Annotated in this window: 21 protein-coding genes and 2 pseudogenes; 10 read left to right on the forward strand and 13 right to left on the reverse strand. The window is 65.5% G+C overall.

The genetic code is table 11. The features are described 5' to 3' along the window. Positions 1–9: 9 nt before the first annotated feature. The 3 genes from ABZS43_RS29075 (at position 10) to ABZS43_RS29085 (ending at position 3,139) form a co-directional block, all read left to right on the forward strand. Complete coding sequence (locus ABZS43_RS29075) at positions 10–1,251, forward strand: oxygenase MpaB family protein (protein WP_355039169.1); 1,242 nt, start codon at positions 10–12, stop codon at positions 1,249–1,251. 21 nt (positions 1,252–1,272) lie between these two features. Continuing rightward, complete coding sequence (locus ABZS43_RS29080) at positions 1,273–1,725, forward strand: group 1 truncated hemoglobin (protein WP_355039170.1); 453 nt, start codon at positions 1,273–1,275, stop codon at positions 1,723–1,725. Positions 1,726–1,834: 109 nt separating this feature from the next. Beyond that, complete coding sequence (locus ABZS43_RS29085; RefSeq protein WP_355039171.1) at positions 1,835–3,139, forward strand: hypothetical protein; 1,305 nt, start codon at positions 1,835–1,837, stop codon at positions 3,137–3,139. On the opposite strand, the gene ABZS43_RS29090 is transcribed toward ABZS43_RS29085, so the two are convergent. The 8 genes and pseudogenes from ABZS43_RS29090 to ABZS43_RS29125 all read right to left on the reverse strand — a co-directional run bounded on the left by ABZS43_RS29090 (position 3,136) and on the right by ABZS43_RS29125 (position 11,140). Beyond that, a complete protein-coding gene (locus ABZS43_RS29090; protein ID WP_355039172.1) occupies positions 3,136–4,500 on the reverse strand; it encodes an FAD-dependent oxidoreductase in 1,365 nt (454 codons plus the stop codon). The two genes, ABZS43_RS29085 and ABZS43_RS29090, sit on opposite strands and share 4 nt — an antisense overlap. Positions 4,501–4,566: 66 nt before the next feature. Continuing rightward, positions 4,567–5,454: a diiron oxygenase gene (locus ABZS43_RS29095; RefSeq protein WP_355039173.1), complete on the reverse strand. Its 888-nt coding sequence runs from the start codon at positions 5,452–5,454 to the stop codon at positions 4,567–4,569. Positions 5,455–6,054: 600 nt separating this feature from the next. Next, positions 6,055–6,288, reverse strand: a complete 234-nt coding sequence (locus tag ABZS43_RS29100; RefSeq protein ID WP_355039174.1) for a hypothetical protein — start codon at positions 6,286–6,288, stop codon at positions 6,055–6,057. A gap of 148 nt (positions 6,289–6,436) precedes the next feature. Then, complete coding sequence (locus ABZS43_RS29105) at positions 6,437–7,618, reverse strand: acyl-CoA dehydrogenase family protein (protein WP_355039175.1); 1,182 nt, start codon at positions 7,616–7,618, stop codon at positions 6,437–6,439. Positions 7,619–7,845: 227 nt separating this feature from the next. Further along, positions 7,846–7,995 (reverse strand): annotated as a pseudogene (locus ABZS43_RS29110) (SDR family oxidoreductase); the annotation flags it as partial. A 35-nt stretch (positions 7,996–8,030) separates the two neighbouring features. Further along, the gene (locus tag ABZS43_RS29115) at positions 8,031–9,005 is read right to left on the reverse strand and encodes a DUF2804 domain-containing protein (protein WP_355039176.1); all 975 of its coding nucleotides are present in this window, start codon (positions 9,003–9,005) and stop codon (positions 8,031–8,033) included. Between the two features lie 72 nt (positions 9,006–9,077). Continuing rightward, positions 9,078–10,340, reverse strand: a complete 1,263-nt coding sequence (locus ABZS43_RS29120; RefSeq protein ID WP_355039177.1) for a SpoIIE family protein phosphatase — start codon at positions 10,338–10,340, stop codon at positions 9,078–9,080. Further along, positions 10,340–11,140, reverse strand: a complete 801-nt coding sequence (locus ABZS43_RS29125) for an alpha/beta hydrolase (RefSeq protein WP_355039178.1) — start codon at positions 11,138–11,140, stop codon at positions 10,340–10,342. Before ABZS43_RS29125 ends, ABZS43_RS29120 begins: the two co-directional genes overlap by 1 nt. Positions 11,141–11,330: 190 nt before the next feature. Here ABZS43_RS29125 and ABZS43_RS29130 point away from each other — a divergent pair, with 190 nt between their 5' ends. From ABZS43_RS29130 to ABZS43_RS29145, 4 genes are read left to right on the forward strand one after another with little or no spacing between them, the layout of a single operon-like run. Further along, positions 11,331–11,756 (forward strand): hypothetical protein, encoded by a 426-nt coding sequence (locus ABZS43_RS29130; RefSeq protein ID WP_355039179.1) that lies wholly within the window; start codon positions 11,331–11,333, stop codon positions 11,754–11,756. Then, a complete protein-coding gene (locus ABZS43_RS29135) occupies positions 11,753–12,052 on the forward strand; it encodes an SH3-like domain-containing protein (protein WP_355039180.1) in 300 nt (99 codons plus the stop codon). Before ABZS43_RS29130 ends, ABZS43_RS29135 begins: the two co-directional genes overlap by 4 nt. Continuing rightward, a complete protein-coding gene (scnC, locus tag ABZS43_RS29140; RefSeq protein WP_355039181.1) occupies positions 12,049–12,759 on the forward strand; it encodes a thiocyanate hydrolase subunit gamma in 711 nt (236 codons plus the stop codon). The genes ABZS43_RS29135 and scnC overlap by 4 nt, the downstream gene beginning before the upstream one ends. Continuing rightward, positions 12,756–13,085 carry a ScnB gene (locus ABZS43_RS29145; protein WP_355039182.1) on the forward strand — a complete coding sequence of 110 codons (330 nt, stop codon included), beginning with the start codon at positions 12,756–12,758 and terminating at the stop codon, positions 13,083–13,085. Before scnC ends, ABZS43_RS29145 begins: the two co-directional genes overlap by 4 nt. Positions 13,086–13,199: 114 nt before the next feature. Here ABZS43_RS29145 and ABZS43_RS29150 read toward each other — a convergent pair whose 3' ends face one another. From ABZS43_RS29150 to sulP, 5 genes and pseudogenes are all read right to left on the reverse strand, one after another. Next, complete coding sequence (locus tag ABZS43_RS29150; protein ID WP_355039183.1) at positions 13,200–13,730, reverse strand: SLATT domain-containing protein; 531 nt, start codon at positions 13,728–13,730, stop codon at positions 13,200–13,202. A 394-nt stretch (positions 13,731–14,124) separates the two neighbouring features. Continuing rightward, entirely contained in the window at positions 14,125–15,492 is a 1,368-nt protein-coding gene (locus tag ABZS43_RS29155; protein WP_355039184.1) for a wax ester/triacylglycerol synthase family O-acyltransferase, read from the reverse strand. After that, positions 15,485–16,135, reverse strand: a pseudogene (locus ABZS43_RS29160) (DUF4389 domain-containing protein); the annotation flags it as partial. The pseudogene ABZS43_RS29160 and the gene ABZS43_RS29155, both read right to left, overlap by 8 nt. Positions 16,136–16,363: 228 nt before the next feature. Then, positions 16,364–17,407 (reverse strand): hypothetical protein, encoded by a 1,044-nt coding sequence (locus ABZS43_RS29165; RefSeq protein WP_355039185.1) that lies wholly within the window; start codon positions 17,405–17,407, stop codon positions 16,364–16,366. Between the two features lie 131 nt (positions 17,408–17,538). Further along, the gene (gene sulP, locus ABZS43_RS29170; protein ID WP_355039208.1) at positions 17,539–19,266 is read right to left on the reverse strand and encodes a sulfate permease; all 1,728 of its coding nucleotides are present in this window, start codon (positions 19,264–19,266) and stop codon (positions 17,539–17,541) included. Positions 19,267–19,480: 214 nt separating this feature from the next. On the opposite strand from sulP, the gene ABZS43_RS29175 reads away from it, so the two are divergent. From ABZS43_RS29175 to ABZS43_RS29185, 3 genes are all read left to right on the forward strand, one after another. Next, positions 19,481–20,008, forward strand: a complete 528-nt coding sequence (locus ABZS43_RS29175; RefSeq protein ID WP_355039186.1) for a flavodoxin domain-containing protein — start codon at positions 19,481–19,483, stop codon at positions 20,006–20,008. A 124-nt stretch (positions 20,009–20,132) separates the two neighbouring features. Continuing rightward, a complete protein-coding gene (locus tag ABZS43_RS29180; protein WP_355039187.1) occupies positions 20,133–21,056 on the forward strand; it encodes a universal stress protein in 924 nt (307 codons plus the stop codon). Positions 21,057–21,085: 29 nt separating this feature from the next. After that, on the forward strand, positions 21,086–21,964 hold the full coding sequence (locus ABZS43_RS29185; RefSeq protein ID WP_355039188.1) for a universal stress protein: 879 nt from the start codon (positions 21,086–21,088) through the stop codon (positions 21,962–21,964). Positions 21,965–22,005: the final 41 nt, after the last annotated feature.

The following is a 22,005-nucleotide window of genomic DNA, read 5'->3' on the forward strand; positions in this document are numbered from 1 at the left end:
AGTGGCGAGATGGATGGACTCAACCGACGTAACGCGTTGAAGGCCGGCGGCGTTCTGGGCGCGTTCGGCGCCCTGGCGATGGTGTCGCCAGCACGCGCGGAGCCGTGGACGTGGTCGCCGCAGGGTTCGGTGGCCGGAACCGGAGCCGGGGCCGACCCGATGACGGTGTGGGACCCCGAGGCAGACGAGCTGGTCGCATCACTGATCGACAGGGGCGAAGTCCCCAGGGTCAACGAGTTGTTGCGGACCTGGACCAGGAACGGTCAGCCCCTTCCGGACGGATTGCCAACGGACCTGCGGGATTTCATGGAGTACGCCCGTCAGTTGCCGCCCTGGACCGATCAGGGCAAGCTGGGCACCGCGGTCGAGTTCAACAAGAAACGCGGACTCTATCTCGGCGTGTTGTACGGGCTGGCCAGCGGCATGATGAGCACCGTCATTCCCAAGGAAGCGCGCGCGGTCTACTACTCCAAGGGCGGCCACGACCTCAAGGACCGCATCTCCAAAACCGCCAAACTCGGGTACGACATCGGGACCTACAACGCCTACGCGGCCGATGGTGAGATGGTCGTGACCTGCGTCAAGACCCGGTTGGTTCATGCGGCGGTGCGGCACCTGCTGCCGCAGTCTCCGCACTGGGTGTACTCCGCCGAGGAAGACATACCGATCAGCCAGAATGACGTCATGGTCACCTGGCACAGCCTGCCTACGACCGTCATGAAGCATCTGACCGCGTGGAAGGTGCCCATCCCGGCCCACGAGTCGGAGGCTTTCCTGCACTCGTGGCAGGTGGCCGCGCACATGCTCGGCGTTCGCGACGAGTACATCCCCAACTCGTGGCCCGAGGCCAATTCCCAGGCCGCACAGGTCTTGGATCCCATTCTCGCGCCGACGCCGGAAGGGGCGGCATTGGCCGACAGACTCCTGCATCTGGGAGTCAACCTCGACCTCGCCGTGCTCAGCAAACCGGTTCTGGGAGCGTTCACCCGTTTCCTACTCGGCGACAACATCGCCGATGGGCTCGCCATCCCCAGGGAGCCGGTCTGGGATCCGCTGCTCAGACTGAGCTGGGGCCCCTTCATCGCGGTCCGCGAAGGCCTGCTCCCCGTCGTCCCGCTGGCACCGGACGCCTATTGGCTCTTCGATGAATTCCTGCGCCAAGCAGCCCTGATCTACCTGGCCGAACTGCGGCTGCCGATCAGCATCGAACTCCCGACCATGAACCGAGACATGAGCCAGCCGCCCCGCTGATCCCGACGAAGGTAGCGAATCATGTATCCCGCTTCAGCCTTCGAGCCCGAGCCCACCGCACTCGGGGGACCGCCGATCTACGAGCAGATCGGCGGGCGCGAAGCCTTGGAAACGGTCGTCGAGGACTTCTACGCGCGAGTTCTCGACGACCAGGCGCTGTCGCCGTTCTTCACCGGAACGAATATGGCCCGCTTGAAGGGCCGTCAGGTCGAATTCTTCAGTGCCGCCCTCGGCGGACCCGACCCGTACATCGGTGCCGCGATGCGGCAGGTCCACCAAGGCCGCGGTATCACCAGGCACCACTTCGACCTCGTAGCAGGCCACCTGTCCGGAGCCCTTTCCGCGGCGGGAGTCACCCCCGATCTGGCAGCTCGGATCATCGCAGTGGTCGCGACGTCGGCCGACGACATCGTTTCCGCCCCGGCACCGGGCCGGTCGCACCCATCGCCTTCGGGTCGCGGGGAAACGTCGTGATCGGCGAGACCGGACCGGTCTTGTCGCGGTCGCCGCCGTCTTGTATCCCGGTGGCCGACTTCCAGCGCAAACCCTGGGTAAATGATCTTGGGTCGGCTAGGTTGAGCAGGTGGTGCGCCGCTACACCGGGCCGGTCGAATTGGTCACGGTTCTCGTTTCCGCCGTGATCGGCGGACTGGCGCTCGCCACACCCGTCTCGCTGGCGTGGGCGCGCGGCGGCACCGCCACGATGCAGATCGAACTACTGGCGATCAATATGCCCAGGGCAGCCGCCATCGGATGCATCGCCGCCGTCGTGGTCGCGGTCTTCGCGAGTACCGCCGAGTCGATGATCGTGCCGTGGGCCGCGGCGCTGTGCGGCCTGGTGGTGCTGCTGCTCAACCATCTGCTGGGGCGAAGTCTGTCCTCGATCGCGCCGCTGACCACCCTGAACTACATCGATACCCTCGCGGGCGGGATCCTGCTCGGCGGTCTGGCCTCGGCCGCCGCGGTGCGGCTGGCGATGACGCTCGCCTTCATCCTCGGCGCGCTCATCAGCGTCGTGATCGGCGAACTCAGCGTATTCGCCGGGCTCGAGGGCGCGCCACGCGGTCCCGCCGCGTGGTTCATCGACTCGCCCCCGGTGTGGCTGATGTGGCCCATGACGGTGCTGGTCGTGTGGTGCGCGCTGCGGTACCGGCACGGCAGACGCCATGCGTCGATCACCGTCGAACTGCCGCTGAGCCCTATCCTGGCCGCCGTGATCGGGGTGACCGTGCCCGTCCTCGGCTCGGAATGGATGGTGCGCCATGGGACGACGACCGGCGATATCGCGCTGGTCACGGCCGCGTCGGTGCTCGCGGCGCTGCTCGCGGGACGGCTGTTACCCGGCCGCGACGGCACGCTGTTGCAGACCAGTATCGCCGTCGCGTCGGTGGGCAGTGTGATCGTGCCGATTCCGCTACCGGTATGGATGGTCCCGCTGTCGATCATCGGCAACGTGGCCGGGATGTGGTTCGGGTACCGCCGGGCCGCACCGGTCTTCGGCATGCTCGCGCTGCTGGCGCTGGCCGCCTTCGGCGCGCTCGCCGCGACGCCGGGACGGGCGCTGCCCGGCGCGGCGATCGGCGGCATGCTGGCGCTGACGGTCATCACCGGGTACTGCTTCGCCGCGGCCGTGCCGCGGCACAGCCCCAGCGTCATGCTCGGCATCGCCGTGCTGTACGTGCCCGGCGTCGTGATCGCCCTGCGCGGACGGATGTTCACCACGGACCCGGATCTGGCCCTGGACAACTCCACCCCCGGAGCGACCGCGGCGGTGGTCGCCGCGGGATGCATGATCAATCTGCTGATACTGCGCCGACGCCCGATCGCGGTACCCGATCCGGTCATGGCGCCCGCCGTCACCGAACCCGACGGCGCGAGCTCCGGTTAGTCCTCGACGAAACGGGCGCCGACTGATTTGCGTGCCAAGTCCGTGGCCAACTGCGCGACAGTTTCCGCTGCGCACACACGGTTATCGCCCACCCCTCCAGTCGAACCCCGTTTTGCCCAACCTGTCACGTACAAACCTTCGAGGGCTTCGCCTGTTTCGCGGGAGATCACCCTTCCTTGCCGGTTCAGTACAACTCCGCGGTCACTCACCGGTATGCCGCCCAACTCCTTCATCCTGAAGCCGGCGGCAGAGATAACAGAATTCGCCATGAAGGCACGCCCGGACGATGTCGCAATTCGCGTCAACCCCCGATCCATCTTCTCGATATCTGTCACCTCGCTTCCGAAGGAAAGGATCACGCGGAGCGTTCCGGTATTCGTGCCAATATCATCGGCGTCCGTGACGTCTACGGCTTCCAGTCCGGCGACATCGCGGAGGAACCGGCTCGGCACGGACATATCCACCGCGGACCCGGCGCTGTCGACGACGACCTCCACATTTTCCAGATCGGCGATCTCATAGAATGCCGACGGCGTGAAGGCCACTCGATCGGACCGCGACAGGACAAGCAGTTCCGTCACGGCGTCGGCGACAGCGTGGACACGACGAGCCACGATATATCGGACGATATCGAGGGCCACGTTTCCCGCCCCGATGACCGCACACCTCGGACCGAGGTTCTCGAAACGCACCGGGTCGGGTAACTCACAATTATCTGCGACCAGAATATCGATGGCCTGATAGAAATCACCGGCATCCACCGCGTCCCGGGAACCGACCGATATCGGTTCCGACGCGCCGCAGGCCAGCACGACGGCGTCGAAATCCCTCCGAAGATCCCCTATGGAAATGTCAACGCCGACTTCGGTCCCGTATACGACCTCGACGCGGTCATCATTGAATGGCACATCGAAAAGCCGGATCATCTCACGGACTCGAGGATGGTCACGCGAAACCCCTCTACGCAGGAGACCACCGATCTCGGCGTACTTCTCGAATACCGTGACGCGGACGGACCCCGATCGCTGCAGGATCTCTCGAAGCGTATACAGAGCGGCCGGACCCGAACCGACGATGGCGATACTCCACCGTCCGTTGCGGTGGATCAATGCGCGGCGCCCCGCGTCTCGACGGGTCGGCCGCAGGGACACGACCGGCGTATCACGGAAGAACTCCTCGTTCCGGAGGGCGTCGCGCCGCTCCACGATGGTGAGTTCCCGCTCGTGTTTGATCGCCGACGCCGGGCAAGCCTCCACGCAGGCAGTGCAGTCGATACAGGACCGAGGATCGATGTACAACGTTTCCGCGAGCTCGAAACCGACCTCACCCGGTGCGGGATGGATACAATTCTGTGGACACACCCGAACGCACGATGCATCCTTACAACAGTGGCCCAATATTACGTGGGTCAAGATCGCTCACATTTCCTAGAGAAGGTTCGACTTACGATAGATCCATCGCGCGCCACCGTTCAGCAGACCTTCTTTACCCAAGAACTCGATGAGAGGTTCGGCGGCTTTGCGGAACATCATTCGATGATGTTCATTTCCGTCGATTTCACGCTTGACGGAGCGCCAATTCAAACCCAGGTCCTCATACACGCGCCGGTTGATCAGGCTTTTGGCTATGACATGCGTCCCTATCGCGATGAACAGTGAGCTGATAGTTCGCCGGAAACGCGATGATCCGGCCAAGCAGTCGCGGATGTTTCGCCGCGCGAACTGCATATGCCTGGATTCCTCGACAACGTGAATATATGAAGTGCGCCGAATAGCGGCGACAACGTTCTCACTCGCCATCCAGTCGCGCTGCATGACATCGAAAATCTCCTCACCGGCCAGGGTTATCCCGTATGCCACCTCTGCCCAGGCAAAGCTACGGAACAACCAACCGAACAGGGTGAACGAAGCGTCCCGAGGGTAGAACCGAGCTCCGATGCTACTGATCGCATTGACGAACATCAACGAGTGCATATTCTCGTCCGCGCACTCGTTGAGTAGAAATCTGACATCCGGTCGTGCCGGATCGGAGCTGACGTTTCGGCGCAAGAGCGCGACCTGCAACCCGAGTTCAAGCCAGATCGCCACTCCGAGGAATTGCGCAACCTCACTCGTGGTGAGACGCGACCGCTCGGCCTCGGACATGGAATCCCACATCGCAGTGCCGTACAGCGGGGACCATTCGGGTGTCATTCCGTGCGACCACTCGTCCTCCACTCCGCGCTCGTAGACCGCTGGATTTCTGGGATCGAAGGAGAGCCTGGCAGCCGAGGACAGCAAGTCCTCGAACAGCGCGTTGCTGTCGGACACGCTCATTTGTACTCCCTCACTAGTCACACCGATGAGACATAGCTGACGTTATGTAGAAATCGTGGTTCCGTACTACCGATTCACGCGTCAGTGGAGAAGATGAATACGTCCACCGGGGCCATCTGGAGCTGGTCACAACGATCCGCTCCGTCATGCTGAGCACTTGCTCGGGCGGTACGCGCTGCTTCCTGGATCAACATCATCGGGCACTGTCACACCTACGGGCCTACCCGACACTCCGGACACTACCGAGAACCATTGCTGGGATCACGTGCTTGGAGGAACGGAACGTCCAGCCACCCGCGAAGTTCCTCGACCGAAGTCCCGAGGGTTTCGAGAACGCGACCGACGTCTTGCGTGATCTCCAACAGCGCATGGTCGGTGTCGACCCTGCTCACGCAGGCGACGCCGGTGAGCGGATAGGCGCGATCGGGCTGCCGTCATCCCAGTTGGCGAGGTCCCCGGCTGCGGAGACCTGGAAGGGCCGACGACGTTACGCCACACGACATCGCCGATCGGTCCGATGCGGTCGGATCCGCCATTCACCCGCGATTTCACATCACATCCAGCGGGCGTCCGCACTGTTCGAGGGGCGACCGCTATCGGCTAGTGCTTCTTCGTCTTGTTCGGCTTCTTCTTCACCTTCGGTTTGTCGTGGTCGGGCTCCCATTCGTAGCCCGCTTGGTTCTGTTCGCAGTGCCAGTTCTCGACAAGCACGTCGCCCCGGTCGAATTCGCACCAACGTTCGGTCTTTCCGCACGCGGAGAGACCGAGCGTTGCGGCGAGGGCGATGCCGAGCGCCATCGATGTAGCGTGAATCCGATTACGACGCATCGCCATTGAGCTTGCTCCTTCAGTGTGCTGCCCGAAGAGGTGTTCGCGCCGTATCTGCGGCGCAGGAACAGCATTCGGGTATACGCCCGGAATGTCCAGCCACACCGACACGACCCGATGTCGCACGCGACCTCCGGACGTCGCACGACTCGGATTACCGATACGCGGACCGGCCGGTCAACGCTTGGCCGATAATCAGCTGGTGCACCTCGCTGGTGCCCTCGTAGGTGAGCACCGACTCGAGATTGTTCGCGTGCCGCAGGACGGGAAACTCCAGCGTGATCCCGGCGGCGCCGAGGATCGTCCGGCACTCACGAGCGATCTTTATCGCCTCGCGCACATTGTTGAGTTTGCCGAGGGATATCTGCTCCGGCCTGAGCTGATGCGCGTCCTTGAGCTTGCCGAGCTGGATCGCGAGCAGCATGCCCTTTCCGAGCTCGAGCGCCATGTCGGCCAGCTTGGTCTGGGTGATCTGAAAGGCCGCGAGGGGCTTGTCGAAGATCTCGCGCTGACCGGCGTACGCGATCGCGGTCTCGAGACAGTCGCGGGCGGCGCCGAGCGATCCGAAGACGATGCCGAAGCGAGCCTCGTTGAGGCAGGACAGCGGACCGCGCAGACCTCGGACCTCGGGGAACACCGCCGACCCCGGTAGCCGAACGTTGTCGAGGACCAACTCGCTGGTGACCGAGGCCCGCAGCGACAGCTTGTGCTTGATGGCGGGCGCGGAGAATCCAGGCGTGTCCGTCGGCACGACGAATCCGCGGATGCCCTTGCCGTCGGCCGCCTCGTCGGTCTGCGCCCACACCACCGCCACGTCGGCGATGGAACCGTTGGTGATCCACATCTTGGTGCCGGTGAGGACCCAGTCGTCACCGTCGCGCCGCGCGCGAGTACGCATGCCGCCGGGGTCGGATCCGAAGTCCGGCTCGGTGAGACCGAAGCAGCCGATCGCCTCGCCCGCGGCCATTCTGGGCAGCCACTGCTGCTTGTGTTCCTCGCTCCCCCACTGCCAGATCGCGAACATCGCCAGGGATCCCTGGACAGAGACCAGCGAGCGCAGGCCGGAATCGCCTGCCTCGAGCTCGAGGCAGGCCAGGCCGTATGCCGTGGCGCTGGTGCCCGCGCAGCCGTATCCCTCCAGGTGCATACCCAGGAGGCCGAGCTTGCCGAGGTCACGGGCCAGATCCCTGGCCGGGATCTGGCCCGCCTCGTACCAGTCGGCGATCTGCGGCTTGATCTCCTTCTCGACGTAGGCGCGAACGGTGTCGCGGATGTCGCGGTCCTCCTCGCCCACCAACTGGTCGATCGCGAAGAGGCCGAACGGGGTCTGTGCCATGGCTTTCCTTACGGGAGGTCGGGTGGTCAGCGGAAGGGGGGATGCCCGTCTCGGCGCGGCCGATGAGGAGCTTCCGGATCTGGCTCGTGCCTTCGTAGCGTGTCACGACGCGGGCGTCACGTATGTACGGGGAGCAGCTCCACTGCGGGCGCAGCCGGTCGACCATCGCCGGATAGTCGAAACCGCGGAATTCGGCGGGGACGACGAGCAGTCTCGACTGCCTCGGATCAGCTCATGGTGAGGCCGCCGCTGACGCTGACGGTTTGGCCGGTGATGTAGGACGCCTCGTCGGAGGCGAGGAACGCGACGGCGCTGGCGAGGTCATCGGGCCGGCCGAGCCGGCGCAGCGGGATGGCCTTCCGCAGCGCCTCGCGCAGTTAGCCCGAGATAGTTCGCGAGCGCGACGCGGCTGTCACCACCGGTTGCGTGCCTCCTCCGCCCAGCCGGTGACGCCGTCGAGGTCGATCCATTCCCCGTCGTCGGTGCGGGCACGGCCGGTGAAATGTCCGAAGCACTGGTGGGTTTCGCTGGCGACGATACCGAGGTTGGTCCGTGCGACCCGCTCGTGGAATGGATGGAAACGCGCGTCGACGCGCGGGCCCTCGATTCGCCAGGGACGCAGCCGATCCGAGGTGTCGTAGGTCCAGCGCAACTCATCGTCGATCTTGTGGATCCGGCCGTCGACGATGAGCGCGTTCTCGGTGGAGCCGGTGCCATCGGTCCACGTGCCACCCAACTGAACGCCGAGTCCGGGCCGCGCGCCGGCGGCCCAGTTCCACGTGATGGCATACGGCCACTTACCGCGACCGTGGTCGAGCACCGCGAACGCGTCGGTGATCGAATGCACCCGCGATCCGAGGGTCAGCGTGCCGTGCGCGGGTCGGCCGACGTCCTTCACGGTGTATTGGAATCGCGTGTCACTCCAAGGCACCACCACCCCCAATGATTCGTGCCCAGGCGGTAGGGGCACCTCCAGCGACAGATCCACCCCGGACGCGACCGCCCTTATCGTGGTGCCCCCGGCATGGTCGGTCAATTCGATCTCGATACCGCCGCCGCGCACCGACGCCACCCCGGCCCCACTGCGATCGGGCAGTGCCGCGCCGCGGGCAAGGGGCACAACAGCGTCCAGGGAGATCTCCTCTCCGGTATCCCGGTCGAGCACGTAAATCCCGTGCACGCCCGCGTAATCCAGTGAGGAAGCCACCACGCCGACGAAGTGCCGCTGGGTCGTGATCCCCCAGTACTCCCATCGCTTGCACCGCCCCCAACCACGCAGATTCGCCCGATGCATGGGCCGCCGGGTCCAGCCGACAGCGGCAGGATCCAGCCGACCGTCCGGCAGACACAGATCGATCGGCCGGGTGATCTCACGCTCCTGGGTCATCGCAACCCGCTTCCTCCTCGGTGCCGCCACACGAGCGGCCGACACGCCGTCCAGTCCGAGCGTCCTCGTTGCTCACGGATGTCCGCCCCCGGTCGACGGGACGCTCACGGCGAGCAGCGCGGTGTCGTCGTCGACGCCGTCACCGAACCCGGTCAGCAGCTCGGTCAGCGCGGCGATCAGTGTCGACGCGGTGGCCGGACCGAGACCGGCGATGAAGGCGATCAGCTGTTCCTCGCTGAACCGTTCCCGGCCGCGAGTGCGGGCCTCGGTGAGACCGTCGGAATAGAGCAGGAGGGTGTCGCCCGCGACGAGGTGCAGCTCGACACTGGTGAACACCGCGTCGGACAGCGCACCGACGAGCATCCCGCCCGGAGTTTCGATCAGTTCCGCGGTGCCGTCCGCGCGGATCAGCACGGCGGGCGGATGCCCGCCGGTGGCCAAGGTGATGGCGGCGCCGGAGGGGCCGGGAGTGAGCGAGCCATAGATGACCGTGCAGAAGCGAGGGTCGGCGCCGCGGTATTCGTGGTTGAGCACGGTGTTGAGATTGCCGAGCACCGACAGCGGATCCGGGTTGTAGACCGCGGCGGCGCGCAGCGTGTAGCGGGCCAGGGAGGTCACAGCCGCCGCGGCGGCGCCTTTGCCCGACACGTCTCCGAGAAAGAATCCCCACGTGCCGTCCGCGAGGGGGAACAGATCGTAGAAGTCGCCGCCGACCTCGTCGGTGGAGGCCGGATGGTAATAGCCGGCCACCTCGACACCGGGCACCGTCGGCAACGCCGGGGGAAGTAGGGTCCGCTGCAAGGTGGTGGCGAGTTTTTGTACCCGCTCTCGTTCATGGTCCGCGGCCTGGCGGGCGCGCAGCAGTTCCTGTTCGTAGGCGCGGCGATCGCTGGCGTCGAAGATCGTGGTTCGGATCAGCTGCGCGGTGCCGTCAGGACCGGATTTGACCACCGAGGTCACCATTACCGGCAGCCGCGTCCCGTCGGCGCATCGCAGCTCCAGCGCCAGACCGCCGACCTGGCCGTGCATGGCGAGCATCGGAGCGAGATGAGTCTCGTGATAGATCCGCCCACCGACGGTGAGCAAGTCGGCGAATCTTCGGCGTCCGACCAGCTCGTCGCGCCGATATCCCAGCCAGTCCAGCAGCGTGCTGTTGATTTTCGCGATGGTGCCGTCCATCAACGTGGACAGGTAACCGCAGGGAGCGTGCTCGTAGAGATCCTCGGCGCTGTCCTCCAGCAGTGCCGAGAAGGCCGGGTCCGCGTCTTTGCGATCGGGAAGCGGATCGCGCTCCGGGTTGCCTGCGCCGCCGATGGCGTCCCCGGTCCGGGACATCATCTCGCGTCTGCGAACGCCGCGATCGCCGCCGCGGTGAGTTCGGGGGCGCTCAGCTGCGGGCAATGCCCGGTCGCATCCAGTGTGACCAGTTCGCTCGCGGGGATCTGATCGTGGACGAATCGACCGACCTCGGGCGGAGCGATGGCGTCCTGCGCGGTCTGGATGACCAATGTCGGAATCTTGACCTTCGGCAGATCGGCGCGATTATCGGACAGGAAGGTGGCCTGGGCGAAGACCCGCGCGATCACCGGATCGGTGCGGCAGAAACTTTCGGTCAACTCGTCGCCGAGTTCGGGACGGTCCGGATTGCCCATGATTACCGGGGCCATCGCCGCCGACCAACCGAGATAGTTGGAGTCGAGAGAATCGAGCAACTCATCGATGTCGGCCCGGCTGAACCCACCCCGGTAGTCTCCGTCATCGATATAGCGCGGTGACGGTGTGAGCAGAACCAGTTTCGCGAATCGCTCCGGCGCACGATTGACCGCCAGGACCGCGATCATCGCCGATACCGAATGGCCGACGAGAACGACATCGCGCAAATCCAATTCGGCACAGATCTCGATGAGGTCCTCGGCGTATGCGTCGAGACTCGCGTAACGCTCGGGCGACCAGGCCGACGTGTCCGACCGGCCCGCCCCGACATGGTCGAACAGCACCACCCGAAACCGCTGCGCCAGCGCAGGCACGACCGAGCGCCACAAATTCTGGTCGCAGCCGAAACCATGCGCGAGCAGTAACGTCGGCCCATCGCCGGAACCGGTGACGACCACGTTATTCCTGTCACGCACGCTCACCCGATACATCCTGCCATGCCCGATGGCCGTCAGCACGGCCCCCGACCATGGCCGCCCCGATTCATCCTTCTGTCGAATGATCTCGGTGTAGGCTGTTCGAGCCGGATCGTGCAATGGAATGGGTCGCACTCCTTTTGGCGGAGTGCCGCCGAAATGCGGGGGAGAATACATCCGTCACTACGGAGACCTCATGAGTTCACCGAGCCGCTTCGACGAGATCCAGCGTCGCGTAGCCGATATCGCCCCGGTTTTCCGCGAACCGCTGGACTCACCGTATGAAATATCGAATGAATTGTTCACCGCGCTCCGTCACGTCGTGCACGATGTCGGTGGGCAGCCGGATGTGCCGATCGAGTACCAGGAAAAGGAAGAACAACCCTGGGAGATGAATACCTACGTCACGTGCGAATGCCTCGGCTGGCGTGGCGTGTGGAATCCCGAGGAACGCCGCCGCGCGGAGAACGACCTGGGCGCGACGCTGTACTTCGGTCTGCCCTACTACGCACGCTGGGCTACGGTGGCAGCGAAGTACCTGGTCAGCAAGGGTTTGATCACCCCGGACGAACTGTCGGCGAAGGTGGACGAAGTACGCGCGCGAATGGAGTCACCGGCGTGACCAGGAAATACGAGATCGGCGACCGTGTCACGGTTCGCGATGCGACATCGATGTTCCATACTCGTACGCAGGCATACACCCGGGGACGAACCGGTGTGGTCGTGGAATACCGGCCCGAATGGGTGATCCCCGAGGACGAGGCGTGGGGCCGCGAAGACGGCCGTTTCGAACCGTTCTACGTTGTGCGATTCCGTCAGAGAGATCTGTGGCCCACATATACCGGCTTCGACGTCGACACTCTGGAGACGGAGGTTTCCGAGCGCTGGCTGACGCCCGCAGAGGAGGATTCTCAGTGAGCGGTACCCACGACCACGGGGCGCACGCACCGATCGAGACCGACGGGGAAATCAGCGAATTCGAGGTGCTCGAGACGGCGATCCGCGAACTCGCCATCGAAAAAGGCCTCTTCTCACAGGAAGACCACAGGCGATTCTCGGAGTGGGCGGAATCGGTAGGCCCACACGGAGGATCGAAACTCGTCGCCAAAGCGTGGACCGACCCCGAATTCAAGGCGCGACTGCTCGCCGACGGAACCGAGACATGTAAGGAAGTCGGTATCGACTGGCGTGACCCGACCGGCTCCGGTACCCCGAGCGATTACACCTACTTCTACGTATTGGAGAACACCCCCGAGGTGCACAACGTCATCGTGTGCACCTTGTGCTCGTGTTATCCGCGGCCGGTGCTCGGCATGTCTCCGGATTGGTATCGCACCCCCAATTACCGCAGGCGTCTAGTGCGCTGGCCGCGCGAGGTACTGGCCGAATTCGGCCTGCACTTTCCAGCCGATGTCGAGGTTCGGGTGCATGATTCGAATCAGAAGTCCCGGTTCATGGTGATGCCGATGCGTCCCGAGGGAACCGAAGGCTGGACCGAGGAACAGTTGGCGGCCATCGTCACCAGGGACACCATGATCGGCGTTGCCCTGCCGCAGATCGGTTGGACCGCGCAGAGGCCGCCGGACCAGGTCGAGCCCGCCGCGAACGAGGGGGCACGGCGGTGACCGGCGACCCGTACGAAGTCATCCTGCACACCTTGGATCCCGCCTCGCCCAGGGAATCGACACTCCCCGACCTCGACCGCAAACCGGATCCATGGGAGTCGAGTACGCAGGCGACATGCGAATGCCTTTCCTGGCGAGGCACTTTGGACAACCTGACCCGTCGTCACGCCGAGGACGCACTCGGTGAATCCATCTACCGGGACTTTCCCGTGCGCGCGCGCTCGCTGATCGTGACAGCGCACACGATGCTCGATCGCGGACTGATCAGCCCCGAGGAGTTGCGCACGCGGATGGAGACGATCCGGGATCGGTTCAACCGGGAATGATCCAGGCCTGCGTCCACCGCGACAGGGTGGCTGACCGGACCTCGTAACAGCCCATGGCGGTCATGAGCGAATCACGACCGCCCGCGGGCGCACCGCCGGTGTCCGGCGGGAGCCCTATTCCACCAGCACCTCGTTGACTCGGCGGGAGAAATCTCTGAGCAGCCCCATGCGACGATCGATCTCCCCATTGGAATTGGCGGGCACTCTCGAGACTGATATCCACTCGAGTTGGAGCTCACATATCATTGCGTTCATCACCCGCACGCTTCGAACGTCACGCATCCACGCCGTTGAAATGCCGAAGATTCGGTCGATTGCCGCGCATCCGGCAGCGCAGGCGAGCAGCACGTAGCCCCAACTCGGGTTGACAGCTTCGACTCCGGCGGCGGTCACCAGTGGTACCAGAATTCCGAATAGACCCAGGATGATCATCGCCGCGGTGAGCGCTAGGCTTGTCCGCTGCTTCGCCAACTTATCCCTGGAATACCAATCGCGTGCGTCCATGGCGAACGTCTCGACACGTTGGAACAGCCAGGCAAGGGTCTCATCGGAACTTGACCAATCGGCGGAGCGGAGGTCCAGCGGAGGCGGTACCCCGAGGTCCTGCAAGCGATCCCCGCCGGTGGTCAATCGGTGTTCGGTCACCGCCGTACTGTATCGCCCCGACCCCGCCTCGGCTGCCCCGCCGGCCGAGCGAGCGGCGCTGCGGATCTCGCGGCCTACGACACGTGAGATACGGTGCCGCAACAAGACTCAGAACTGTGACGAATTCCCGCATCACTTCGATGGCAGCGCAGCCATATTCGGACTCGGGTCCGGCTGTCACACAGCCCACTGAGCAGCACAACTCGCGTCGGCAGGCGCGCGGGCCGGACGTTCGCGGCTGCCACGATCGGTGGCCCGCTCGAAAGTAACGACTCGAATGTAAGAGGTAAGTAACGACTTTCGATCCGGCATCCGCGAAAGCGGAACGACACCAGGCCAATTGTACGAGCGTGGGCCGATCATCGTGCGCCCGAAGGGCTTACCGAGCGACCGACTATTCGGGCCGCTGCGGTGTCTTCGTCGATCCTGCCTCGGCGACACGTCGTGCTCGTTCCAACAGCTGTTGCGTGGCATCTTCGATGCCCGCGGCGAGTACGGCGATATCGGGTGTGGAGTCGTAGTCGCCGGTGATTCCGAACCGCAACTGATCGTGGTAGCTCAGGATGCCGATCCCGGTGCGCAATCGCATAGCGATGGGAACGTAGGCCAGGATCTCCAGCACTTCGCGGCCGTGTAGATACAGGCGGTACTTCGGCCCCGGCACATTGGTCGCCAGACCCGCGACGCTGTGCTGCGGAAACCGCGACGCGAGCCGGACGGCCCAGGCCACCGAAACGAACGGCAGCAGCCCGGCCAGCGTGATGAAGGAATTCGCGGCCTGAGCCTCACCGCTGCTCTTGTGCTCGGACATCTGGGCGTGCACCGCGGCCAGTTGCTCCACCGGATCGCTCAATTCGACCGGAAGTACCGGCAGCATCACCGACACTCTGTTGTCGAGTATCGCCTTCGCATCAGGGGGTCGCATCGATACCGGTGCGAGGATGCGCATCTCCTCGGCACCGGGATCTTCGCCCCGGCCAAGGAGCAGCGTACGGAAGGCCGCGGTGAGCGCGGCGAGCGCGACGTCGTTCACGGTCACCCCGAATACCGCGCCGATCTCCCGGACAGCGCTCAACGAGGTGCGGGCGACAGCGTATCGGCGCTGACGTCCGATGGAGCCGTTCAGCGAGGTGTCCGGCGCGGGCTTGACCGCGCTGGCCACCAGCGGAACCGCGGCACGCACAGTACTCGCCAGAATTCGTGGCGCGTGGAAGGGAAGGCGAAGCCCCTCACGCACCAGTGCGCCGAGGCTGCGTGAGTCGGCCGCCGCGGAGGCGGGTGCCGGTGAATCGCCCGTTCTGTCACAGAAGCGCTCGAACAGCGCGATCCCCGATATGCCGTCGACCATGCTGTGGTGCGCTTTCACGATCATCGCCCACCGATTGCCGGCGAGACGTTCGATGACCACGCATTGCCACAGCGGATGATCCCGATCCAGCCGCTCCTCCATTGTCGTCGCGACCAATTCGAACAGCGCGTCGTCGTCACGGGGCTCCGGCACTGCCATCCACCGGACGTGGCGGGCGAGATCGAAAGCCGGGTCATCCACCCACTGCGGAGCGGCCAGATCCCAGGGCATCCTGCGCACCTTTTGACGTAACCGAACGTCGCCCGCCAATCGTTTCGCCAATTCGGCGGTGAACTCGGCGCGTGTCGGCGGCGTGCCTGCCACGATCGCCACGGCGCCGATGCCGACGCTGATGTGGCGATCGGTGTCCTCCAATTCCATGAATCCCGAGTCCAGCGGACGTAGTTCAGGCATCAGTGGTCGCCGCCTCGTCGGGGCCCTGGTCCAGCCGGAACGGCGGGTACTCGTCGCGCATCAGCGCCGCGTAGACCAGGACGCGGTACAACCAGCGATTGATACCGATGAGGAAATCGAAAAGCCCCCGCGGGTACCTGGCCGTGAAAAGCAGGATGACAGCGGCGATCAGGACGATGATGCCGAGCAACGGAACGGCACCGCTGTTGTCGTCCCCCGTGGAGGCGAAGTCGATTCCGCCACCGACCATGGCCAGCGCCACCAGGTAGTGCGGAATCGCCAGTAGCCACCATTTCACCAGCACCAGCCCGCGCGAGAGCCGCTCCGGATAGTCCACGTCGAAATCGGCGGGGTAGTCGGTGCGGGCCAGAGTGAACGGCGGATAGCGGTCGGTACCGAGCGCGGCGTAGGAATAGAACTGCACTCGCCAATTCCAGCGGATGACGCCGACATTGAAGTCGAACAGCGCCCGCGGGTACCTGCCGGTGAACAGGATGGCGAATCCGGCGAACACCGTCGACGCGAAGAAGGCGATCCAGAGAAAGAACAGGACGATGTAATGCGGGATCGCGAGTAGCCACTTCACCAGCCACAACCAGCGCGACAGGGGTTCGTCCAGCACGCCACGCAACCGAGCGGGGTAGGGCGAATCGGCTCCGGTGTTCATGGGCACTGCTCCTTGTCGTTCCGGTAATTACGACACTGTCACCGACTCGGCGGCTGTCGCAGGGGCCTAGGTCATCAGTTTGGAGGGCCGCGGTCCCCGATCCTGTGCCGCGTGATGTCCCCACCGCGTCGCCGAGCAGATCGCCGACGATGTGATGTGCTGTCGGTGTAGCCGATCGAGCCGCCGGGCGGATGCCCGTCGGTATCACGACGAGCCGAGAATCCGCACCAGGAACCACCCGGTGATCGCGGCCATCACCGCCGCCATCAGCAAGCCGCCGACAACACCGATCGCCGCGACCAACGCCACCCCCTGACCGGGCTGCCACAGCGGACTGGTGAACGCGGCGAACGCGAGCAACCCTCCCAGCCAGGCCAGCGCCGTCGCCGCTATCCATCGGGCCGAGCCGGATACTCGACGGCGCAGGACGAACCACTGACATACGCCGATCGACAGCAGCAGCACCGTGCCGCCCACCACCATCGCGGGTACCGCGACCGTGGCGGGCCAACCGGCCAAGCCGTCGGTCAGGAACGGCACCGAGCCCACCGACCAGGCTATGAGCGCACCCAGTACCGTCGCGACGATCCAGTGGCTCGGCCGTAAGCCCGCGACAGCGGTGCGCAGCACCCGCGCCTGGAACCAGCCCAGGACAGCGCCCTCGACGGCTCCCGCACCCAAGAGAACGGCCGCCATCAGCACCGGCGCCGCGTTCACCGTCAGGGCCCCTGCTGCCGCGGGCGCCATGAAACCCAAGAACTCCCCCATGGTGACGGAGATGAACCAACGACGCCACAGTCCCTGCGGTTTCGCGGCGACGGCGGCGGCCTCGTCCGGGTCGCGCACGGGCGCCAACTCGATCACCACGAATGGATCCGTCCCCGCCACCGCCGCTCGCGGATGCTCCGATCGATAGACCGCGGCGGCCTTGTCGTGGTCCGGCGATCCCGGTGCCGCCACATGTCCGGTACCGCCGCGCCATTCGCCGTCGATCCACACCGAGACCGGCAGCGGTGTGCGAAAGTTGCGCCACCACGACTTCGTGTCGGCGCGAGCCACACAGACGACGACGCTGTCGCCGGTGCGGGCATAGGACACCGGCAGGGCGATCCGCCGACCCGATCGCCGGGCCTGGTACCGCAGTTCGACCAGATTCCCGCGCACCCCGCGAGCCAGCGGCGAATGCAATAGCGCGAGCATCGCGGTGGATCCGAGTCCTGACTTCTCATAGCGAGCTGTTTCCTGCATACCCCACATCATGGTCGGCGTCATGGTTACGCGGCAGAAGCGAAAGGCCCTAGCAGGTCCCTTCGGCGCGCTCCCTCAGGTGACCGATCGAGTTCACGCGGTGACGCGATTGCGTTCCGCCCGAAAGTAAGTCATTCCGCTCTCGATCCACCGGGATCGGGATCCGGTCGATCGGCCGCCATGGCGGTTCGGTAGGCCTCCACGGCGGTCGGCAGGGTCGGATACAGGTGTGACGCACCGATTTTCCGGGTCAACCCGAATGCGTCCAGGTCGTCGAGCAGATCTTGTTTGACCCGCGCCATCGCGAAGACGATCCCCTGCTCCGCGAGTTCGGAACGCAACTGTTCCACCGCGTCCAGAGCGGTCAGATCGACCTCGACGTTGGCCTCCGCGTTGAGCACGAACCAGCGCACCGGCGCGCCACCGGCCGCGGACCAGGAACTCACCGCGGCCACGGCTCGCCGCCGGAAATCCTCGGCGTTGGCGAAGCACAGTGGCGCGTCGTACCGGTATATCACCAGACCCGGCAGCGGTTTCGCGGCCGGATAGTCATCGACGTCGTGCATACCGGCCAATCCCGGGACGAACCCGAGGACGGCGTCGTGTGCGCGGGCGATCCGGCGCATCAGATCGAAGACCGACAATGCGATGGCGATCAGCACTCCGTACAGCACACCGAGCGCGAGTACGGCCACGACGGTTCCCGATGCCAGGACGAGTTCGCTGACGCGAAACCGGGCGATGCGTCGGAATTCGGCGACGTCGATCAGGCGCAACGCCGCGTAGATCACCAGTGCGCCCAGTGCCGCGACGGGAAATGCGGCGAGCACCCCCCTGCCGCCGATGAGGACCACGATCACCGACGCGAGCGTGACCAGCGAATACAGCTGGGTGCGTGCCCCCATGGCGTCGGCGATGCTGGTCCGGCTTCCACTGGAGCTCACCGGAAAGCCGTGCAGCAGACCGGAGGTCACGTTCGTCACGCCGAGCGCGGCCAGTTCGGTGTTCACCACGACATGCTGTCGGTGCCGAGCGGCGAAAGCGCGGGCGGTCAAGGCATTGTCGGAGAACCCGACCACCGCGATGCCCACCGCGGGCAGGATCAGCGTCGCGATATCGGCCATGGTGACGTGGGAGAAGCCAGGCGCGGGAATTCCGGCGGGCACCGATCCGACCACCCGAATGCCGAACCGCTGCAACGCGAACAGTGCTACCACGGCGGACGCGGCGAGCACAACGAGCAGGGGGCCGGGAACCCGCGGCGCACGCCACGACAGCACCAGCAGTGCGATCAGTACCACCGAGCCGAGCACGAAGGTCTGCCAGTGCACCCGGTCGAGCTGCGCGGCGAATGAACGCACCTGCGCCACCGCCGATTCCCCTTCGACCGGCACCCCGGTCACCCGCCCGAGCTGACCGACGATCATGATCCCCGCCGTCCCCGCCAGATAACCGATCAGCACCGGCCTGGACAAGAGATCGGCGAGCATCCCGAGCCGAGCGAGCGCACCGACCAGGCACAACCCGCCGACAATCAGCGCGAGCACCGCCGCGAGCGCGGCATAACGCTCGGGATCGCCCGCCGCGAGCGGCGCCAGCGCGACCGCCGTCATCAACGCCGTCGTGGACTCCGGCCCGACCGACATCTGCCGCGAGGTCGCCAGCAGTACATAGACAGCCAGCGGTCCGATCGTGGCCCACAGACCGACCACCGGAGGCAACCCCGCGACCGTCGCGTACGCCATCACCTGCGGAACCAGATACGCGGCCACGGTAACACCGGCGACCACATCCGGCCGCAACCACGCCCGCTGGTAGCCGTCGAATTGCCGGAGTCCGGGCAACAGACGTGTCAACATCATCTCAGGATTGTGCACGCCCGCGCGCTCGGCCCACAGCCGATCAATTCCGATCCCCCGTCCTCGACAGCCGTCGATCGATGGGCCTACCGGCGCGATTCGACGGCCGGAGGTCCCACGGTCGAAGTCGGTTCGGCACTAGGGACCGCCGCCGCCCGAACGTAGCGTCGATCTCACCGTAATTCCGCAGTTCGCACGTGACCAGGAGGCCGATATGCGGGCACGAATCGTCTACGAATCGATGTTCGGCAATACCGCTGCCATTGCCGAGGCGATCGCCGACGGCTTGCGCGTACACGCCGATGTCGAGGTGATGAATGTCGTGACGGCCGCCGAGATGCCCGAGCCGACGATCGACCTGCTCGTGGTCGGCGGTCCCACGCACGCCTTCGGCCTCAGCCGGACTCGCACGCGCAGTGACGCCGCCGCCCAGAGCGATACACCGGTCGCCGTCGATATCGGCATCCGCGAATGGCTGGACGCGGCGCTGCCGGTGTCGCAGAACACCCGCGCCGCGGCCTTCGGCACCAAGGCGGCCACCCCGAAATGGCTGCCGGGTTCGGCCGCCCGAGGGGCCGGTAAACGATTGCGCCGCTTGGGCTATGACCTCGCCGATGCCCCTGTAGACTTCCTCGTCGATGGTGTCAAGGGTCCGCTCGTCGCCGGGGAACTGGAACGAGCGCGCGCTTGGGCACAGCGTCTGGCCCAGACGGAGTTCGATCGACTCGACCATCAGGTCTGAGCGATCGTCGCACTGCGAGCGGCCTTCGGGCCCTGCCGAACATGGCAAAGGACCGGCGTGGCCGTCGCGCCTCTACTCCTACGCTCGATTCAACGGATCGAAACGAATTCGAAGGGTGACGCGGATGACCACGAACGATGTCGATGTCGACGACCCGCACCAGTTGGCGTCGGCGCCCGTCGTCGTAGGGGTGGACGGCACCGAGGCTGCCGATCCGGCGGTGCGCTGGGCCGCTGAGACCGCGGCGCGGCGCGGGCGACGTCTGCGTCTGGTACACGGCCTGGACCTGGTCGCCGCGGAGGCGGTTCTCGGCACCTACGACCTACTGGTGCCGAGTATTACCGAGCACCTCCGGATCCACGGCGCCGAATACCTGGCCGCGGCACGGAAACTCGCCCACGAAGTAGACCCGGACCTGCCGGTCGAACTCGAACTTTCGGAAGACAATCCGGCTCGCCTGCTCGTCGCGGCCTCCGAAACCGCGCATATGGTCGTGCTCGGCGCGACCGACGGCGTCGGCACCATCGGTCATCTCGGATCCGTGCTAGTGGCCGTGGCGAGCCACGGCCACGGCGCTGTCGTCGTGGTTCACGACGCCGGCATGGACCAGCAGACGCGAACGCTCGGCCCGGTCGTGGTCGGCGTCGACGGCAGCGAAACGAGCGCTCACGCGGTCGGCGCGGCCTTCGCCGAGGCCGACATGCGCGGAGTCCAACTCATCGCCGTACACGCCTGGGCCGATCCGCACTTCGACCGGCCCGCCGGACTGCCCGACACCATCCGGGACGGCGACGTCGCCGCGCTCGCCGATCGCGTGGTGGCCGAGAGTCTGGCCGGCTGGCAGGAGAAGTATCCGGATGTCGTGGTGATCCGCAAGGTCTTCCAGTCCAACCCCCGTCACCACCTGAGGCAATGGTCGAAGGCCGCGCAACTGCTCGTTGTCGGCAGCCGCGGTCGCGGCGGCTTCCACGGACTGATGCTCGGCTCGACCAGCAACTACCTGGTACAGCGAGCGCAATGCCCGGTCATGGTCGTTCACACCCCCTGAGATCACATCGTCGGAAAGTTGGAAATCGTATGTCCTCCACTCCCCTCAAACCCCCCGTCCTCGTCGGCGTCGACGGCTCGGAAGCCGCGCTCGCGGCGGTACGCTGGGCAGCCGTCGACGCGGCTCAGCACGGCGCGCCATTGCACATCGTCTACGGGATCGGCGCGCCGATCGATTTCGGACCCGGCATCGCCTTCGACCAGATCGACTACGAAAGCTTCCGTACGGCCGGATCCGCCGCGGTGGCCGCCGCGAGGGAGACCGCGATCGCCGCGGCCACGCCCATCCATCCCATCGAAGTCGAGACTTTCGTGGTGGACGCGACCCCGATCCCGGTGCTGCGTGACCGATCCAAGGACGCACGCCTGCTCGTCGTCGGCACGCACGGTTTCGGCGCTCTGCGGCGCGGCCTGCTCGGCTCGGTGAGCACCTCACTGGCCCGACACGCACACTGCCCGGTCGCGGTGATCCCGCAACCGGCGGAAGGGGGGACCGATCGGACGAACGGGCCCGTCGTCGTCGGGGTCGACGGTTCGCCGGGCGGCGCACTCGCCCTCGACGTCGCCTTCGATGAGGCCACCCGTCGTCGCGCCGCCCTCGTCGCGGTGCTGACCTGGTCGGAATTCAATCGCTACATCCCACGCGCGGAGATGCAGAACGACGCCGAGGAACTGCTTGCCGAGAGCATCGCCGGATACGCCGAGAAGTACCCCGACGTGCGAATCCAACGAGTCGTCGTCGAAGGGTCCCCGGCCAAACACATATTGGCCACCGCCGATCACGCGCAACTGATCGTCGTCGGCAGCCACGGGCACGGCGGCTTCGCCGGAATGACCCTCGGCTCGGTGAGCCAAGCCGTCATGCATGCCGCCGAATGCCCCGTCATCATCGCGCGTCCGCACGATTGAACGACCGATCCGCACCGATGACCTCGGCCGCTCGACCGACA

Origin of the sequence: Nocardia sp. NPDC005366 (assembly GCF_040606855.1) — a bacterium.
Lineage (GTDB): Bacteria > Actinomycetota > Actinomycetes > Mycobacteriales > Mycobacteriaceae > Nocardia.

What these genes read in the sequence shown, in the direction of transcription:
- ABZS43_RS29175 (WP_355039186.1), top strand. Translation starts at nt 19,481, where the DNA reads ATGCGGGCACGAATCGTCTACGAATCGATGTTCGGCAATACCGCTGCC.
- ABZS43_RS29180 (WP_355039187.1), top strand. Translation starts at nt 20,133, where the DNA reads ATGACCACGAACGATGTCGATGTCGACGACCCGCACCAGTTGGCGTCG.
- ABZS43_RS29165 (WP_355039185.1), bottom strand. Translation starts at nt 17,407, where the DNA reads ATGCAGGAAACAGCTCGCTATGAGAAGTCAGGACTCGGATCCACCGCG.
- sulP (WP_355039208.1), bottom strand. Translation starts at nt 19,266, where the DNA reads ATGTTGACACGTCTGTTGCCCGGACTCCGGCAATTCGACGGCTACCAG.
- ABZS43_RS29115 (WP_355039176.1), bottom strand. Translation starts at nt 9,005, where the DNA reads ATGACCCAGGAGCGTGAGATCACCCGGCCGATCGATCTGTGTCTGCCG.
- ABZS43_RS29080 (WP_355039170.1), top strand. Translation starts at nt 1,273, where the DNA reads ATGTATCCCGCTTCAGCCTTCGAGCCCGAGCCCACCGCACTCGGGGGA.
- ABZS43_RS29075 (WP_355039169.1), top strand. Translation starts at nt 10, where the DNA reads ATGGATGGACTCAACCGACGTAACGCGTTGAAGGCCGGCGGCGTTCTG.
- ABZS43_RS29185 (WP_355039188.1), top strand. Translation starts at nt 21,086, where the DNA reads ATGTCCTCCACTCCCCTCAAACCCCCCGTCCTCGTCGGCGTCGACGGC.
- ABZS43_RS29105 (WP_355039175.1), bottom strand. Translation starts at nt 7,618, where the DNA reads ATGGCACAGACCCCGTTCGGCCTCTTCGCGATCGACCAGTTGGTGGGC.
- ABZS43_RS29130 (WP_355039179.1), top strand. Translation starts at nt 11,331, where the DNA reads ATGAGTTCACCGAGCCGCTTCGACGAGATCCAGCGTCGCGTAGCCGAT.
- ABZS43_RS29100 (WP_355039174.1), bottom strand. Translation starts at nt 6,288, where the DNA reads ATGGCGATGCGTCGTAATCGGATTCACGCTACATCGATGGCGCTCGGC.
- ABZS43_RS29120 (WP_355039177.1), bottom strand. Translation starts at nt 10,340, where the DNA reads ATGTCCCGGACCGGGGACGCCATCGGCGGCGCAGGCAACCCGGAGCGC.
- ABZS43_RS29155 (WP_355039184.1), bottom strand. Translation starts at nt 15,492, where the DNA reads ATGCCTGAACTACGTCCGCTGGACTCGGGATTCATGGAATTGGAGGAC.
- ABZS43_RS29095 (WP_355039173.1), bottom strand. Translation starts at nt 5,454, where the DNA reads ATGAGCGTGTCCGACAGCAACGCGCTGTTCGAGGACTTGCTGTCCTCG.